Annotated in this window: 16 protein-coding genes; 13 read left to right on the top strand and 3 right to left on the bottom strand. The window is 68.2% G+C overall.

Annotation, left to right across the window (positions count from 1 at the left end):
• Positions 1–9: 9 nt before the first annotated feature.
• Positions 10–792, bottom strand: coding sequence for an enoyl-CoA hydratase-related protein (locus AC1KVE_RS13880; protein ID WP_054592283.1), 783 nt, complete (start codon positions 790–792; stop codon positions 10–12).
• Between the two features lie 163 nt (positions 793–955).
• Here AC1KVE_RS13880 and AC1KVE_RS13875 point away from each other — a divergent pair, with 163 nt between their 5' ends.
• The 4 genes from AC1KVE_RS13875 (at position 956) to AC1KVE_RS13860 (ending at position 4,481) form a co-directional block, all read left to right on the top strand.
• Positions 956–1,654, top strand: coding sequence for an FKBP-type peptidyl-prolyl cis-trans isomerase N-terminal domain-containing protein (locus AC1KVE_RS13875; protein WP_016902469.1), 699 nt, complete (start codon positions 956–958; stop codon positions 1,652–1,654).
• A gap of 118 nt (positions 1,655–1,772) precedes the next feature.
• Positions 1,773–2,570 (top strand): CoA pyrophosphatase, encoded by a 798-nt coding sequence (locus tag AC1KVE_RS13870; RefSeq protein WP_039528018.1) that lies wholly within the window; start codon positions 1,773–1,775, stop codon positions 2,568–2,570.
• On the top strand, positions 2,567–3,439 hold the full coding sequence (locus tag AC1KVE_RS13865) for a sulfurtransferase (RefSeq protein ID WP_184455556.1): 873 nt from the start codon (positions 2,567–2,569) through the stop codon (positions 3,437–3,439). The genes AC1KVE_RS13870 and AC1KVE_RS13865 overlap by 4 nt, the downstream gene beginning before the upstream one ends.
• A gap of 88 nt (positions 3,440–3,527) precedes the next feature.
• The gene (locus AC1KVE_RS13860; protein WP_184434147.1) at positions 3,528–4,481 is read left to right on the top strand and encodes a DUF1684 domain-containing protein; all 954 of its coding nucleotides are present in this window, start codon (positions 3,528–3,530) and stop codon (positions 4,479–4,481) included.
• 48 nt (positions 4,482–4,529) lie between these two features.
• On the opposite strand, the gene AC1KVE_RS13855 is transcribed toward AC1KVE_RS13860, so the two are convergent.
• Positions 4,530–5,105 (bottom strand): N-acetylmuramoyl-L-alanine amidase, encoded by a 576-nt coding sequence (locus AC1KVE_RS13855; protein WP_115043289.1) that lies wholly within the window; start codon positions 5,103–5,105, stop codon positions 4,530–4,532.
• A gap of 23 nt (positions 5,106–5,128) precedes the next feature.
• Here AC1KVE_RS13855 and AC1KVE_RS13850 point away from each other — a divergent pair, with 23 nt between their 5' ends.
• From AC1KVE_RS13850 to AC1KVE_RS13810, 9 genes are all read left to right on the top strand, one after another.
• Positions 5,129–5,620 (top strand): MOSC domain-containing protein, encoded by a 492-nt coding sequence (locus AC1KVE_RS13850; RefSeq protein ID WP_184455558.1) that lies wholly within the window; start codon positions 5,129–5,131, stop codon positions 5,618–5,620.
• Positions 5,617–6,144, top strand: coding sequence for an alpha/beta hydrolase (locus tag AC1KVE_RS13845; protein WP_024940678.1), 528 nt, complete (start codon positions 5,617–5,619; stop codon positions 6,142–6,144). The genes AC1KVE_RS13850 and AC1KVE_RS13845 overlap by 4 nt, the downstream gene beginning before the upstream one ends.
• Positions 6,145–6,184: 40 nt before the next feature.
• A complete protein-coding gene (locus AC1KVE_RS13840) occupies positions 6,185–6,691 on the top strand; it encodes a GNAT family N-acetyltransferase (RefSeq protein ID WP_024940677.1) in 507 nt (168 codons plus the stop codon).
• Between the two features lie 392 nt (positions 6,692–7,083).
• Positions 7,084–8,697 (top strand): ABC-F family ATP-binding cassette domain-containing protein, encoded by a 1,614-nt coding sequence (locus AC1KVE_RS13835; protein ID WP_184455560.1) that lies wholly within the window; start codon positions 7,084–7,086, stop codon positions 8,695–8,697.
• Positions 8,676–8,867 carry a hypothetical protein gene (locus tag AC1KVE_RS13830; RefSeq protein WP_184455562.1) on the top strand — a complete coding sequence of 64 codons (192 nt, stop codon included), beginning with the start codon at positions 8,676–8,678 and terminating at the stop codon, positions 8,865–8,867. The genes AC1KVE_RS13835 and AC1KVE_RS13830 overlap by 22 nt, the downstream gene beginning before the upstream one ends.
• Positions 8,864–10,999: a bifunctional 23S rRNA (guanine(2069)-N(7))-methyltransferase RlmK/23S rRNA (guanine(2445)-N(2))-methyltransferase RlmL gene (rlmKL, locus tag AC1KVE_RS13825; RefSeq protein WP_024940675.1), complete on the top strand. Its 2,136-nt coding sequence runs from the start codon at positions 8,864–8,866 to the stop codon at positions 10,997–10,999. The genes AC1KVE_RS13830 and rlmKL overlap by 4 nt, the downstream gene beginning before the upstream one ends.
• Before the next feature lie 217 nt (positions 11,000–11,216).
• A complete protein-coding gene (locus AC1KVE_RS13820) occupies positions 11,217–11,993 on the top strand; it encodes an NAD kinase (RefSeq protein ID WP_016902458.1) in 777 nt (258 codons plus the stop codon).
• A gap of 175 nt (positions 11,994–12,168) precedes the next feature.
• A complete protein-coding gene (locus tag AC1KVE_RS13815; protein ID WP_024940674.1) occupies positions 12,169–13,134 on the top strand; it encodes a 5'-nucleotidase in 966 nt (321 codons plus the stop codon).
• Positions 13,131–13,874: a spermine/spermidine synthase domain-containing protein gene (locus AC1KVE_RS13810; protein WP_184455564.1), complete on the top strand. Its 744-nt coding sequence runs from the start codon at positions 13,131–13,133 to the stop codon at positions 13,872–13,874. Before AC1KVE_RS13815 ends, AC1KVE_RS13810 begins: the two co-directional genes overlap by 4 nt.
• A gap of 67 nt (positions 13,875–13,941) precedes the next feature.
• On the opposite strand, the gene AC1KVE_RS13805 is transcribed toward AC1KVE_RS13810, so the two are convergent.
• Positions 13,942–14,508 carry a DUF2939 domain-containing protein gene (locus tag AC1KVE_RS13805; protein ID WP_104559161.1) on the bottom strand — a complete coding sequence of 189 codons (567 nt, stop codon included), beginning with the start codon at positions 14,506–14,508 and terminating at the stop codon, positions 13,942–13,944.
• Between the last annotated feature and the right edge of the window lie 67 nt (positions 14,509–14,575).

Below are 14,575 nucleotides of genomic sequence, written 5' to 3'. Positions count from 1 at the left end.
GCAGGCCGATCAGCGGTTGAGAAAGTGTGCGGGGCGTTTTTCGAGAAAGGCGCCGGTGCCTTCGCGCATGTCGTCGCTGGCGAACAACAGTGCAAATTGCGCGGTTTCCAGCTGCAGGCCTTCTTCGATGGCGCATTCGCCACCGAACACCACCGCATCCAGGATGCCGCGCAGCGCGAGCGGTGCGGCGGCGGCCAGGCGTTGTGCCAGGGCGAGGGTTTCGTCCTGCAATGCCTCCGGCTCGACTACGCGATTGACCAGACCCAACTGGAACGCGCGCGCAGCATCGATCGGCAGGCCGAGCAGGCACAGTTCCAGCGCTGCCGCTCGCCCGGTCAGACGCAACAGCCGTTGCGTGCCGCCGAAGCCGGGGATCAGGCCAAGATTGATTTCCGGCTGCCCAAGACGCGCGCTGGATGCGGCGATGCGCAGATGACAGGCCATCGCCAGCTCCAGCCCGCCGCCGAGTGCAAAGCCATTGACCATGGCGATCACCGGCTTGGGCATGCGCTCGATCCGGCGCATCAGCTGCTGGCCGAGCAGCGAGAACTCGCGGCCCTGCATCGCCGACAGATCGCGCATTTCGGCGATGTCCGCGCCGGCGACAAACGCCTTGGGGCCGGCACCGGTCAGTATCACCACGCGGATGTCGTCCGCGCTCGCTGCCTCGGCGAAGGCGTGATCCAGCGCCTGCAGCGTTTCCTGGTTCAAGGCGTTCAGTTTGTCCGGTCGATTGACCGTGATCGTCCGTACACTGGCGTGGTCGGCGATCAGAATGACGTGATTGGACATGGAAATCCTTACGAACGTAAAAAATTAGTAAATGCGGAACTTCCGAAAGCCTTGCTGGTCATAGCTTTCGTGATAAGTAGCGGTTCGCTATCGCGGCCGCTATCCTAGCGCGTCATCTCAGGCGGCAGACCCGTCCTGTGCCACCACCCTGGAGAATTGTTTGATGAAGTTGCGTTCTATCGCGGTCGCTGTGGCGGCCCTGGCCCTGACGGGCAATGCACTGGCCCAGGACACGACGTCCGAGAAGGGCAAGTTGAGCTACTACTTCGGCTATGACTACGGCAACAACCTTGCCGAGCTCACCGGCCGCGGCGAGCAGCTCGACATCAACTCGGTGGTAAAGGGTCTGCAGGACGCCTATGCCAAGAAGCAGCCGGCGATCACCGCCGACCAGCTGAAGCCGGCTGTCGAAGCGTTCCAGAAGCGTGAGCAAGGCCGTGCCCAGCAGGCCAAGGCCGAATACGACAAGGCCGCTGCTGCCAACAAGACCAAGAGCGACCAGTTCCTGGCCAAGAACAAGGGCACCGCTGGCGTGCAGACGCTGCCGAGCGGCGTGCAGTACCGCGTGATCGAAGCCGGCAAGGGCGCCAAGCCGACCCAGGCCAGCACCGTGCAGCTGGAAGTGGCCGGTCCGTTCCCGTTCGGCGACCGCGAGAAGGCCCGTCCGGCGCAGCAGATCCCGGCCATCAAGGTCAGCGAAGTCGAAATGCAGGCCATGCGCGACACGCTGCTGCAGATGCCGGCCGGCTCGAAGTGGGAAGTGACCCTGCCGCCGGAGAAGGCCTACGGTGCCGACCCGCGTACCCCGTTCCCGCCGAACGTGGCCGTGCAGTTCGAGATCAAGCTGGTCAGCGTCAAGTAATTGCGTTTGCTGTTGCTGTGACAACGCCGGCCACCAGGCCGGCGTTGTCGTTTGGGTCCACCGGATGCGCGACAGGATGGACGGACGGCGTGAGGATGCGGTGCGGTGGGAGCCAGCGATGAGCGACACGGATTCGAACCGCAGTGGCCTGCCCAGCCCGTGTATCGGTGTATGTTCGTTGGACGCGCAGGCGCACTGTGTCGGCTGCCTGCGCAGCCTGGATGAAATTGCACGCTGGATGAGCATGAGCGACGGCGAACGTCAGGAGTATCTGCACACGGTTCTGCCCGCGCGCGCGTTGGCCGCGCGGCTGCCCGAATGCGCGCAGCTGCAGCGTGCGCTGTATGCGCTGGACACCGCGCCCGACGGGCCGGGCTGGAATCATGCCGAATTGATCGACCTGACCGAAGGCGGCGCGTCTGCCGAGGCCGCAGTGCTTTGCGGTCTGGTGCCGCGCGCGCAGGGCACCATGGTGCTGCTGACCCGGCGCACCGACAGCCTGCGTCACCATGCCGGACAGGTCAGTTTTCCCGGTGGCCGGGTCGAGCCGTCGGATGCGGATGCGGCCGCTGCGGCCTTGCGCGAGAGCTGCGAGGAAATCGCGCTCGGCGCCGGCCAGGTGCATGCGCTGGGATATCTGGATCCGTTTCTGACCGTGAGCGGGTTTCGCGTCATCCCGGTGGTGGCGGTGATCGACCCGGCGTTCGTGGCGGTGCCGCAGCCGGATGAAGTGGCCGAGGTGTTCGAGGTGCCGTTGGCCTATCTGATGGACCCGGACAATCTGCGCAGCGTGGAGCTGGAGTTTCGCGGCAGGCCACGCCGCGTGCTGGAATACGACTGGCCGGGCCACCGCATCTGGGGCGCCACCGCGGCCATTCTCCTCAATCTTCGTCGTCGTCTGGAGCAGGTTGCATGAGTGCGGAACTCCACTGGACCACGCTGGTCGACAGCGCCACGCTGGCCGCGGCGTTGCCGCATCCGCAGTTGCGACTGCTGGACGCGCGCGCTGCGCCACCGACTGCGCCGGACCCGGATGCAGCGCGCAAGGCCTATGCACAGGGGCATCTGCCAGGCGCGTACTACGCCGATCTCGACGAGGATCTGGCCGATCTGTCGCAGCCTGCGCAAGGGCGGCATCCGCTCCCGCAAAGCGCGGCATTCGCCAGGCGGCTGGGCGAGTGGGGGATCGACCCGGACAGCCAGGTGGTGATCTATGACGCCGCCGACGGCAGCATGGCCGCGGCGCGGGCATGGTGGATGCTGCGGTTGCTGGGGCATCGCCGCGTGGCGGTGCTCGATGGCGGGCTGGCCGCCTGGCGCGCGGCGGGGTTGCCGGAAAGCACCGAGCCGCCTGCACTGCACGATGGCGCGGCATACCCGGGCAGCTTCGATGACGATGCCGTGGTCGAGGCCGGGCAGATCCTGGCGCGGCTGGATCAGGCGCCGGGCTGGTTGCTGGATGCACGCGCCGCCGAGCGGTTTCGCGGCGAGGTGGAGCCGGTCGATCCGGTGGCCGGGCATGTGCCCGGTGCGGTGAGTCGTCCGCTGGGTGTGAGCCTGCGCGATGGGCGTTTCAAGCCGGCCGAGGAACTACGCAGCGAGTTGTCTGCGCTGCTGGGCGCGTATCGCCCCGAGCAGGCAGTGGTGATGTGCGGTTCGGGCGTGACCGCCTGCCATCTGCTGCTGGCGCTGGAAGTGGCCGGCTTGTCGGGCGCGCGCGTTTACGCCGGCTCCTGGAGCGGTTGGTTGCAGGATGCGACACGCCCGGTCGCGACCGGCCCCTGATTGCAGGCACAATGGCGGCAGGAACGGTGACCTGTGGGGACGCAGGTTCGCTGCGCGGAGCGCAGTTTCTCGCAGTGCTGGGTGACTCATGCGGTTGCAGTTGCAGGTCGGCGCGCTGTGCGTCGCGATGCTGTCGATGGCGGCCTGTTCGGCGGGATCGACCGCCGACGCCAACGGTGCGCGCATCGCCGGTCGTGGACAGAGCGACCGCCATGCGGTGTATCAGGTCGAACTCGAACGTGCACGCGCCGAGCGCTTGCAGCGCTTGCGCGCGCCCGACGGTTGGCTGAGCTACACCGGCTCCGGGCGTGTGCGCGCAGGCCGTTACCAGGTGGGCAGCGATCCGCGCAGCGATCTGGTATTGCCGGCCGGTCCTGCGCAGCTGGGGCAGCTGACGCTGGATGGCGACGGCCGCGTGCACTTCGACGCCGCCGCACATGTACCGGTGTACTTGAACGGGGAGCGCGTCGATCGCGTCCGCCTGGAGCCGGAGCGCGCAGGGCAGCGGGGCGATCGCCTCGATGTGGAAGGGCGGCAGTTCTATCTGGTGCAGACCGGCAGCTTGTTCGGCTGGCGTTTCCGCGACCCGGCAGCGCCGCTGCTGAGCCATTTCGCCGGGCTGGAATATTTTCCGACCGATCCGCACTGGCGCATCCAGGCGCGCTGGCAGGCGTATCCCACCCCGCGCACGACCACGCTGCTGACGTCGATCGGCACGCCGCTTACCGTCGAGATACCGGGCGAGGCGGTGTTCTCGCGCAATGGCCAGGAGTACCGCTTGCAGCCGATCGTCAGCGACGACGGGGAGGGCCTGTTCTTCCTGTTCGCCGATCGCACCAGCGGCAAGGAAAGTTATGGCGGCGCGCGTTATCTCTACACCGCGCCGCCACACGATGGCCGGCTCGTGCTCGACTTCAATCTGGCCGAAAATCCGCCCTGCGCGTTGACGCCGCATGTGGTCTGCCCGATCGCATCGCCGGAAAATCGCCTGGATCTTGCGGTGAATGCGGGCGAGAAGACCTACCGCGCAGCCGAGCGTTGAGCGCTGTACCAGCGAAGGCAGAATGCTGTTTCGATGGGGGCACCGCTGCTAGCGCGGTGCATGCGACCAGCTGACCGCCGCTTCGATCTGCGGCCACGGAAACAGCGGGCCGGGATCGAGCTTGCGCTGGATCTTGCGCGACGGGTCGTCGCTGGCCGCTTCCTGGGTGGTGTCCAGTGCCTGGTGGCCGGCAATCCGGCGTACCGACGGCAACTGTTGTTGCAGCCATTGCAGCAGCGTGATCAGCGCGTTGATCTGCACCTGCGGGTACGGTTCGTTCATGCACTGATGGCGCGAGTCCAGCCAGTGCGGATAACGGCCGCTGTTGACCAGTTCGATGCCCAGCGTATGCGGGTTGTGGCCGCGCACGTGGTGGGCGACGCGCTCCAGCGCAACGTATTGCTGGATGCTGCCGTTGCGGTCGATGTAGTAATGCCCGCTGTTGCCGGTGCCGCTGTCGTAGAGCACGCGTTCGCCGTATTCGCGCGCCATCGCCATGTCGGGCAATTCGGTGCAATGGATGACCACCATGTCGATCTGCGTGAGCGCGCGTCGCGCCAGCCGCGATTCGTAGGACAACGGCGCATAGGTGATCGGTGGCGACGGCAGGACGGCATCGGACATGGGGCGGATGCTAGCATTCGACGATGGCTTTGAATCCCGACAGCCCTTTGGGCAAATTGATGGCAACCCTGCCGCAGACCGGCCAGGTGACCTGGATCGGCGTGCGCCCGGCGCGCGACGTGGACATGATCGAGGTGGACGCGGCGCAGGCCACCACCGGCATCGGCCTGGTCGGCGACCGCTACAAGGGCGGCAGCGGCAAGCGCGGCGTGACCCTGATCCAGGCCGAGCATCTGCCAGTGATCGCAGCGCTGGCCGGTTATACAGCAATTGCGCCGGCCACCTTGCGCCGTAACCTGGTGGTGTCCGGCATCCCGCTGATCGCCTTGAAGGGGCGGCGCTTCCGCATCGGCGATGTCGAGCTGGAAGGCACCGACCCCTGCGATCCGTGCTCGCGCATGGAAGACGCACTTGGCGCGGGTGGCTATAACGCCATGCGCGGCCATGGCGGCTTGTGCGCGCGCATCCTGCGTGGCGGCGTGCTGCGCATCGGCGATACGGTGCAGGCGCTATGAGCCGCGGTCACTGCATCCTGTCGCACGGCTTCGAAAGCGGCCCAGATGCGCTGAAGGTCACCGCCCTGGCCGATGTCGCCGGGCAGCTGGGCTGGACCCACGAGCGCCCGGACTACACCGATCTGGACGCACGCCGCGAGGTCAGTTCGCTTGGCGACGTGCAGGGCCGGCTGCAACGCCTGCTGGAGATCGCGCGGGCGGCGGCCGACAAGGGCCCGCTGGTGCTGGTCGGCTCCAGCCTGGGCTCGTACATCGCCGCGCAGGTGTCGTTGCAGGTGCCCACGCGCGGGCTGTTCCTGATGGTGCCGCCGACCCGGATGGGGCCGTTGCCGGCACTGGATGCGGCGCGCGTGCCGATTTCCATCGTGCATGCCTGGCGCGATGAATTGATTCCGGCCGGCGAGGTGATCGCCTGGGCGCAGGCGCGGCATGCGCGCTTGCTGCTGGTCGACGACGAACACCGGCTGGCGTCGCATGTGGATGCGTCGGCGCGTGCCTTCGCCGAACTGTTGCAGAGCCTGTGATGCGCAATGGTCTGAAGACGAGCGGGCTGCGGGGCCTGCGATGAACGTGCTGATTCGCGAAGCCAGCGATGGCGATGCTGCGGCGATCGAACTGCTGACGATGGTCGCGTTCATGCGCGACGAACATAGCCGCCACGACGAGCAGCACGTGATCGCCGCCTTGCGCAACGACGGCGCGCTGGCGCTGTCGCTGGTGGCCGACCACGACGGGTATGTGGTCGGGCACCTGGCGGTATCGCCGGTGTCGCTGTCGGACGATTCGCCTGGCTGGTATGCGTTGGGGCCGCTGGCGATCGGGCCGGGGCATCAGCGCCAGGGACTGGGCACGCGCCTGGTGCAGGCGGCGCTGGGCAGCTTGCGCGAGCGTGGCGCCGCCGGTTGCCTGGCATTGGGCGAACCGGCGTTTTTCCGGCGTCTGGGCTTTGCGGTGGAACCGGGGCTGGTGTTGCCCGGCGTGCCGGCGTCCGAGCTGCAGGCGCTGGCGTTCGGCGACCGTCTGCTGCCGCTGGCCGATGTCGCCTATCACCCGGCTTTCGGGCTGGGTTGAGTCCAGCTGCTAGCGACCGCTTGGCGTGATCCACGCCAGGCACTGGGTCGGCAGGGGACGGTTTTCGCGGGATTGAGGACGCAGGGACGCCGGATCCCGGCAATTGCGTACCGGCGAGCGCTCGCCGCGGTTTCCGGGGGCGCCTGGAGGTCGGCGAGGTGCTGGCCTGCAGGAGCGTGAACCGTCATGAACGCCGGTGCTCGCCATGCTGGGCTTGACCGCGGCCACGCCTGCGATTTGGCCTGGCTCGCAGGCTGACCTACACTTTGCCGCATTGCCCACTGTCTGAGGATTGGTCCAATGCGCCATTGATGCCGCCGTCGTGATGACGGCCTTACCCGCTGCCGGTCCGGCTGGATCGGTGCGTGTGCTGGCATGCAATGGAGACCCGTATGACCTGTCCGTCGCTGACGCTGGAAAGCGTTGCGTATGTGCTGCCCGATGGCAGCCCGCTATTTTCCGATCTGTCCATCCACATCGACCAACGCGCCACCGGCCTGGTCGGGCGCAATGGCGTGGGCAAGAGCGTGCTTGCGCGCCTGCTGGCCGGCGAGGTGCTGCCCAGCGCAGGGCGTTACGTGCGCAACGGCAGCGTGCATTACCTGCCGCAGCGCGTGCGCGTGGCGCCGGGGCAGAGCATTGCCGAACTGGCCGGTGTCGCGCCGCTGCTGGATGCGCTGGACCGTATCGCCGCCGGCAGCGTTGCGCCCGCCGATTTTGAACTGGTCGGCGAGCGCTGGACCGCCCATGCGCAATTTGCCGCAGAACTCGAACGACAAGGTCTGGGTGGGCGCGATCCGCGTGCACCGGCCGCGCAGCTCAGCGGCGGCGAAGCGACGCGCGTGGCACTGGCCGGTGCGTTTCTGACCCGGCCGGACCTGTTGATTCTGGACGAGCCCAGCAATCACCTGGATGGCCCGCAACGGCAGCGGCTGATGGATCAGTTACTGGCGTGGAGCGGTGGCTTGCTGGTGATCAGCCACGACCGCGACCTGCTCGATGCGATGCAGCGCATCGTTGAATTGTCCGCGCAGGGGCTGCGCAGCTACGGCGGCAATTACACGTTCTATGCGCAGCAGCGCGCCATCGAACAGCAGGCCGCCAGCGAATTGCTGGCCCAGCGCAAACAGGCGCGTTCACGCGGTGAGCAGGCGCTGCGCGAACAGCAGCAGCGTCAACAGCAACGCCAGGCACGCGGCGCGCGTGCCGCAGGGCAGGCCAACCAGGCCGCGATCCTGCTCGGCGCGCAGAAGCAGCGCAGCGAGCTCAGCGCGGGGCGGCTGCAACAGCAACGCCAGGCCGAACAGGCGCGGCTGAGCGAGGCGGTGGTGCAGGCCGCAGCGCTGGTGCAGGACGACCCCACGATCGCGCTCCTGGCGCCGACATCGCCCGCCGGTGCATCGCGGCAGCTGGCCACGCTGCAGCAGGTGGAGTTGGCCGACGGACGGCTGGGCGGGCGGCGGGTGGACCTGCTGCTACATGGGCAGCCGCGGATCGGCCTGGTCGGCCCTAATGGCAGCGGCAAGTCGTCGTTGCTGCAGCTGCTGGCCGGGCGCCTGCAACCCAGCGCGGGGCGTTGCCAGGTGCATGTGCCGGTGGCGTACCTGGATCAGCACCTGGGGCTGCTGGATCCGGCGCGCTCGGCCGCTGCGCAGCTGCAGGATGCAGCTCCGGACGCGCCAGCCCACGCGCAGCGGCTGCGCCTGGCGCTGCTGGGGCTGGACCAGCAGCGTGCCGACCTGCCCACCGGCCAGCTCAGCGGCGGCCAACGGCTCAAGGCGGCGCTGGCATGTGCGCTGTACCGGGCGCAGCCGGCGCAACTGCTGTTGCTGGACGAGCCGACCAACCACCTGGACCTGGCCGCGGTGGAAGCGATCGAGGCGCTGCTGCGCAGCTACCAGGGGGCGCTGATCGTCGCCTCGCACGATGCCGCCTTCCTGCAGCGGCTGGGCCTGCAGCAGCGCCTGGAGACTGCGCAGCCGCAGTGGCGGCTGGCGCCGTGGTGAACCGCGCGGCGGGCGATCCGGCCGGCGGGCTGGTAAAGCCGGCTCCGATGGCCGACCATTTGCGCCCCGCCCGCGGCGGCCACGGCTTTGCCCACCCGGGCGCCGGCCCAGCGTCCTGCTCCCACGCTCGCCCCCACGGCCAGCGTCTCCATCGATACCTGCCTACGTGAAATTCTTCGCATCCTGTGCCAAGGGCCTGGAATACCTGCTTGCCGACGAGCTGCTGTCGCTCGGGGCCAGCAAGGCCACCGCCACCATCTCCGGCGTCAACGTCGAAGGCGACCTGCGCGACGCGCAGCGCGCCGTGCTGTGGTCGCGCCTGGCCAGCCGCGTGTTGTGGCCGCTGAGCGAATTCGATTGCCCGGACGAGGACGCGCTGTATGCCGGGGTGGCCGAATTGCCGTGGGACGAGCACCTGTCCGTCGGCCACACGCTGTCGGTGGACGCGCATGTCTCCGGTACCGCGATCACGCACGCCCGTTACGCGGCGCAGCGGATCAAGGACGCGGTGGTCGACACCATGCGTCGGCAGGGCCTGGAACGTCCGTCGGTGGACGTGGACAGCCCGGATCTGCGGTTGAACCTGTCGCTGCGCAAGGGCCGCGCCACCATTTCGGTGGATCTGGGCGGCGGCCCGCTGCACCGGCGCGGTTGGCGCATGGCGCAGAACGATGCGCCGCTCAAGGAGAATCTGGCTGCGGCGGTGTTGCTGCGCGCCGGTTGGCCGCGCGCCTACGCCGATGGCGGCGGCCTGCTGGATCCGATGTGCGGCAGCGGCACCCTGCTGATCGAAGGCGCGCTGATGGCCGCCGACGTGGCGCCCGGCCTGCAGCGCTATGGCAGCGATCTCCCCAGCCGCTGGCGCGGCTTCGACCGCGAGGGCTGGCAGCAACTGGTGGGCGAAGCGCGCGAGCGCGACAGTCTCGGCCGCGCCGCGCTCCGGCAGGTGATCCACGGCAGCGACATGGACCCGCATGCGATCCGCGCCGCGAAAGAAAATGCGCAAGTGGCTGGCGTGGCCGAGGCGATCTGGTTCGGCGTGCGCGAGGTGGGCGACCTGCAGACCCCGCCGCAGGCCACCGGCGTGGTGGTGTGCAATCCGCCTTACGACGAACGTCTGGCCGCCGATGCGGCGCTGTATCGCCGCCTGGGCGATACCCTGCAGCGCGCCGTGCCGCAATGGCGGGCCAGCCTGCTGTGCGGCAACGCCGAGCTGGCGTATGCCACCGGCCTGCGCGCGGGCAAGAAATACCAGCTGTTCAATGGCGCGATCGAGTGCGCGTTGATCGTCTGCGACCCGATCGCGGTGCCGCGGCGCACCCCGCTGGCGGCGCCGACCGCGCTCAGCGAGGGCGCGCAGATGGTCGCCAACCGCCTGCGCAAGAACCTGCAGAAGTTCAAGAAGTGGCGCGCACGCGAAGGCATCGAATGCTTCCGCGTCTACGACGCCGATCTGCCGGAATACTCGGCCGCCATCGACGTGTACCAGCAAGCCGATGGCGATCGCCGCGTGTTTCTGCATGTGCAGGAATACGCGGCGCCGGCGACGATTCCGGAAGCCGACGTGCGCCGCCGTCTGGGCGAACTGCTGGCCGCCGCACGCGAGGTGTTCGAGGTGCCGGGCGAACGCGTGGCGCTCAAATCACGCGAGCGCGGCAAGGGCGGCAGCAAGTACGGCCGCTTCGAGCAGCGCAACGAGTTCATCAACGTGCGCGAGCATGGCGCGCTGCTGCGGGTGAATTTGTTCGATTACCTGGATACCGGCCTGTTCCTGGATCATCGCCCGTTGCGCGGCACCATGGCCATGCAATCGAAGGGGCGGCGCTTCCTCAACCTGTTCTGCTACACCGGCGTGGCCAGCGTGGAAGCGGCGGTGGCCGGCGCGAGCTCGACCACCAGCGTGGACCTGTCCGGCACCTATCTGCAGTGGTGCGCCGACAACCTGGCCCTGAACGGGCAGGCCGGCAGCAAGCACAAGCTGGTGCAGGCCGACGCGCTGGCCTGGCTGGAAGCCGAGCGCGCGCATTTCGACGTGATCTTCTGCGACCCGCCGACCTTCTCCAACTCCGCACGCGCCGAAGACTTCGACATCCAGCGCGAGCATGTGCGGCTGTTACGCGCGGCAGTGGCGCGCCTGGCGCCGGGTGGGGTGCTGTATTTCTCCAACAACTTCCGCCGCTTCAAGCTCGACGAGGAACTGGTGGCCGAGTTTGCGCAGTGCGAAGAAATCAGCCCGCGCACCATCGACCCGGATTTCGAGCGGCATGCGCGCATCCATCGCGCCTGGCGATTGACCGCCTGAGGAAGTGGCCCGGTGACGCCTGGCCGGGCAGCGCGCGCAGGGCGCGCGCGGGATTGCCGCGCCCGTTGCGCTGACGTGCGCCGTGTCACCGGTGGCGCCCGATCCCGATCCCGATCGCGCAGGCGCAGGCGCGTCCGCGCAGGCGAGGGCGGGGCGGCTAGCCAACAAGCCCACCACAGCGCTGCGGTATGCTGATTCGCATGCTCTGGAGTCAACGATGACCGCACCACCCCGGATTGCCTTTCTCGCCAGTCACGCCGAGCCGGCGGTGACCGCGCGCGCGCGTCTTGTGCAGCGCTATGGCGATCATGCGCTGGACACCGCCGACATCGTCTGCGCCCTGGGCGGGGACGGCTTCATGCTGCAGACCCTGCACCGGCACGGCGCTGCCAGCAAGCCGGTGTTCGGCATGAAGCTGGGCTCGGTCGGGTTTCTGATGAACCAGTACCGCGACGACGAGGACGACCTGCTCGCGCGTCTGCAACGTGCCGAACCGGCGCACCTGCGCCCGCTGGAAATGCAGGTGCAGACCGAGTCCGGTGCCAGCACGGTGTCGCTGGCCTACAACGAGGTCTCGCTGCTGCGCCAGACCCGCCAGGCCGCGCACCTGAGCGTGGATCTCAATGGCCAGACCCGCATCGCCGAGCTGATCGGCGACGGTGTCATGGTCGCCACGCCAGCCGGCAGCACCGCCTACAACTATTCCGCGCACGGGCCGATCCTGCCGCTGGGCTCGCACACGCTGGCACTGACCCCGATCGCCCCGTATCGCCCGCGCCGCTGGCGTGGCGCCATCCTCAAGGCCGACACCGAAGTGTGCTTCCGCGTGCTGGACCCGTACAAGCGCCCGGTCAGCGTCACCGCCGACTCGCACGAGATCCGCGACGTGGTCGAAGTGACCATCCGCGAATCCACCCAGCGCCAGGTGACGCTGCTGTTCGATCCCGAACACAATCTGGAAGAACGCATCTTCAGCGAACAGTTTGCGGTTTGAGGAGCGGGGATTGGGGAGTGGGGATTCGGGATTTGCAACGGCAGCAGCGCGACGTGCAGCCGAGCCTGCGCGTGCCCAAGGTACGATGCAGTGCAAGTAACCATCTCAAATCCCAGAACATTCGTTGTTGCTCCAACCCATTCCCCGATCCCGATTCCCCATTCCCGGCACCCCTATGGCTGATAACTCCCCAAGACTCCTGACCGTCGCAGTGACCTCGCGCGCGCTGTTCGATCTCGAAGAAGGCCACGCGCTGTTCGAGGCCGATGGCGTGGAGGCGTATTCGGCGTTCCAGCGCGAGCATGAGGACGACATCCTGGAGCCGGGCGTGGCCTTTCCGGTGGTGCGCAAGCTGCTGGCGCTCAACCACGATGTGCCCGAAGAAACCCCGCGTGTGGAAGTGATCCTGCTGTCGCGCAATTCCGCCGACACCGGGCTGCGCATCTTCAATTCGATCCAGCACTACAACCTGGGCATCGTGCGGGCGACCTTTACCTCGGGTCAGCCGACCTGGCCGTACGTGAAGCCGTTCGGCACCGACCTGTTCCTGTCGGCCAACCCGGAGTCGGTACGGCGTGCGCTGACCCATGGCATTGCGGCGGCGACCATCATGCCGCGCGCGCCGGGCGAACGCGCCGAGGCCGCCGCGGCGATCGTGGACAACGACGAAAGCCGCCTGTCGACCCAACTGCGCATCGCCTTCGACGGCGATGCGGTGATCTTCGGCGACGAGAGCGAACGCATCTCGCGCGAGCAGGGCGTGGAGGCATTCGGGCGCCACGAGCGCGAACGAGCGCGCGAGCCGTTGTCGGTGGGGCCGTTCCGCAATTTCCTGTCGGCGCTGCATACGCTGCAGGCGGCATTCCCGCCGGGCGAGGCCTCGCCGATCCGCACCGCGCTGGTCACCGCGCGCTCGGCGCCGGCGCACGAACGGGTGATCCGCACCCTGCGCGAGTGGGGCGTGCGTCTGGACGAGGCGCTGTTCCTCGGTGGGCGGCACAAGGGGCCGTTCCTGGAGGCGTTTGGCGCGGACATCTTCTTCGACGATTCGCAGCACAACATCGACAGTGCGCGCCAGCACCAGCACGTGGCGGCCGGCCACGTACCGCATGGCGTGGCCAACGATCCGCCGGGCAGGTGAGCGAGGCACCGAAGCCGGCCGGACGCGCCGCGCTGCGCTCCAGCTGGCGCCAGCTGGAGTTGTACTTCGCCGACGACACCGTGCAGACCCGCATGTCGCGCTGGGCGCCGTACCGGCTGATGCTGCCGTATACGCGCGGCATGCTGGCGGCGCTATGGCTGCAGCCGCGGCCCGAACGCATCGGCCTGATCGGCTTCGGCGGCGGCGCGCAGGCCAAGTTCTGCCACCGCTATCTGCGCAGCACGCGCATCGAGGCGGTGGACGCCGATGCGCAGGTGCTGGCGTTGCGCGATGCGTTTGGCGTGCCGCGCGACGATGCGCGGCTTGAGGTCACGCACGGCGACGGTGCGCAGTGGATCGGCACGCGTACCGGGCGTTACGACCTGTTGCTGCTGGATGCCTACGATGCCGATGGCATCCCACCGGCGTTGTGCACGCCCGAGTTCTACGCCGATTGCCGCGCTGCGCTGACGCCAGGCGGTGTGCTGGCGCTGAACCTGTTCCAGGTGCCGCTGGCCGGGCATCTGGCCACGCTGCGCGAGGTATTCGATGGGCGGGTGCTGCTGTTGCCCGAGCCGGATCCGCGCAACCAGTTGCTGTACGCCTGGAACGGCAAACGCACGCCAGGCACTGCGGAGCAGGCGCTGGCGACGTTGCCGTGGCCGGCGCGCCGGCAACTGCGGCCGTCGATGCTGCGGCTGCAGGCAGCGTGGATGGAGCGGGCCTGGCGGTTTTCGTGAGCCGCTGTCCGGCGCGCGGCGTCAGCCTGCGCAGGAGAAAATCCCAATATCGCTCGCAAGCGCGCGGTCATGGGGGCAGCGGAGTTTCCGCATCTGCCAGCGGCAGCTGGATATCGGTCAGCCGCCAGCGCAGCCCTTGCCGCGTCAGCACGAACACCACCGGCGCTCCGGTCGCGGTGCGGGTGGTGGCGGTGAAGCGGCGGGTGGATTCGAAGCGCTGCTCGGCGCCTTGCAGCGGACGCGCCGGCGCCGGCGCCGCATAGGTGTCCGGGCTGACGGTGTCGCCGGTGACGCGATTCCACACGCTATGGCCTTGCAGCAGCGCGCCGATGCCCAGCGGGGTCACCAGCGTGTCCACGCCGGCACCGCTGATACCGCTGGCGAGCTGCAGGGCGAACCCGCCGAGCAGGCTCGATTGCATGCGGCTGCCGGCCTGGCGAACCAGGTAATCGTCCAGCTGCGCCTTGAGGTTGACCCGCAGGCTGGGGAAATCCACATGGCGTTCCAGCTGCGCGGCGTCGCGATTGGCGACGGCCTGGCTGATGCCGCGAATGGCCAGGTACGGGCCTGCAACCACATAGCTGACAAGCAGCAGCACGGCCAGTACGGGCAATAGCAACCAGCGTTTGTTCATGGTGTGCAGTCCATCGCGGTGGTTGGTGCAAGACGCAGCGATGCACAGCGCCGCGCAGCGAGAGATC

It is taken from the genome of Xanthomonas sp. NCPPB 2864 (genome assembly GCF_056675615.1).
Note: the sequence above shows the minus strand (reverse complement) of the source record. Positions and strands in the feature narration are given on the sequence as shown.

Excerpts from the sequence above, each read along its gene's own strand:
- AC1KVE_RS13880 (WP_054592283.1), bottom strand. The coding sequence starts at position 792 with ATGTCCAATCACGTCATTCTGATCGCCGACCACGCCAGTGTACGGACG.
- AC1KVE_RS13875 (WP_016902469.1), top strand. The coding sequence starts at position 956 with ATGAAGTTGCGTTCTATCGCGGTCGCTGTGGCGGCCCTGGCCCTGACG.
- AC1KVE_RS13870 (WP_039528018.1), top strand. The coding sequence starts at position 1,773 with ATGAGCGACACGGATTCGAACCGCAGTGGCCTGCCCAGCCCGTGTATC.
- AC1KVE_RS13865 (WP_184455556.1), top strand. The coding sequence starts at position 2,567 with ATGAGTGCGGAACTCCACTGGACCACGCTGGTCGACAGCGCCACGCTG.
- AC1KVE_RS13860 (WP_184434147.1), top strand. The coding sequence starts at position 3,528 with ATGCGGTTGCAGTTGCAGGTCGGCGCGCTGTGCGTCGCGATGCTGTCG.
- AC1KVE_RS13855 (WP_115043289.1), bottom strand. The coding sequence starts at position 5,105 with ATGTCCGATGCCGTCCTGCCGTCGCCACCGATCACCTATGCGCCGTTG.
- AC1KVE_RS13850 (WP_184455558.1), top strand. The coding sequence starts at position 5,129 with ATGGCTTTGAATCCCGACAGCCCTTTGGGCAAATTGATGGCAACCCTG.
- AC1KVE_RS13845 (WP_024940678.1), top strand. The coding sequence starts at position 5,617 with ATGAGCCGCGGTCACTGCATCCTGTCGCACGGCTTCGAAAGCGGCCCA.
- AC1KVE_RS13840 (WP_024940677.1), top strand. The coding sequence starts at position 6,185 with ATGAACGTGCTGATTCGCGAAGCCAGCGATGGCGATGCTGCGGCGATC.
- AC1KVE_RS13835 (WP_184455560.1), top strand. The coding sequence starts at position 7,084 with ATGACCTGTCCGTCGCTGACGCTGGAAAGCGTTGCGTATGTGCTGCCC.
- AC1KVE_RS13820 (WP_016902458.1), top strand. The coding sequence starts at position 11,217 with ATGACCGCACCACCCCGGATTGCCTTTCTCGCCAGTCACGCCGAGCCG.
- AC1KVE_RS13815 (WP_024940674.1), top strand. The coding sequence starts at position 12,169 with ATGGCTGATAACTCCCCAAGACTCCTGACCGTCGCAGTGACCTCGCGC.
- AC1KVE_RS13805 (WP_104559161.1), bottom strand. The coding sequence starts at position 14,508 with ATGAACAAACGCTGGTTGCTATTGCCCGTACTGGCCGTGCTGCTGCTT.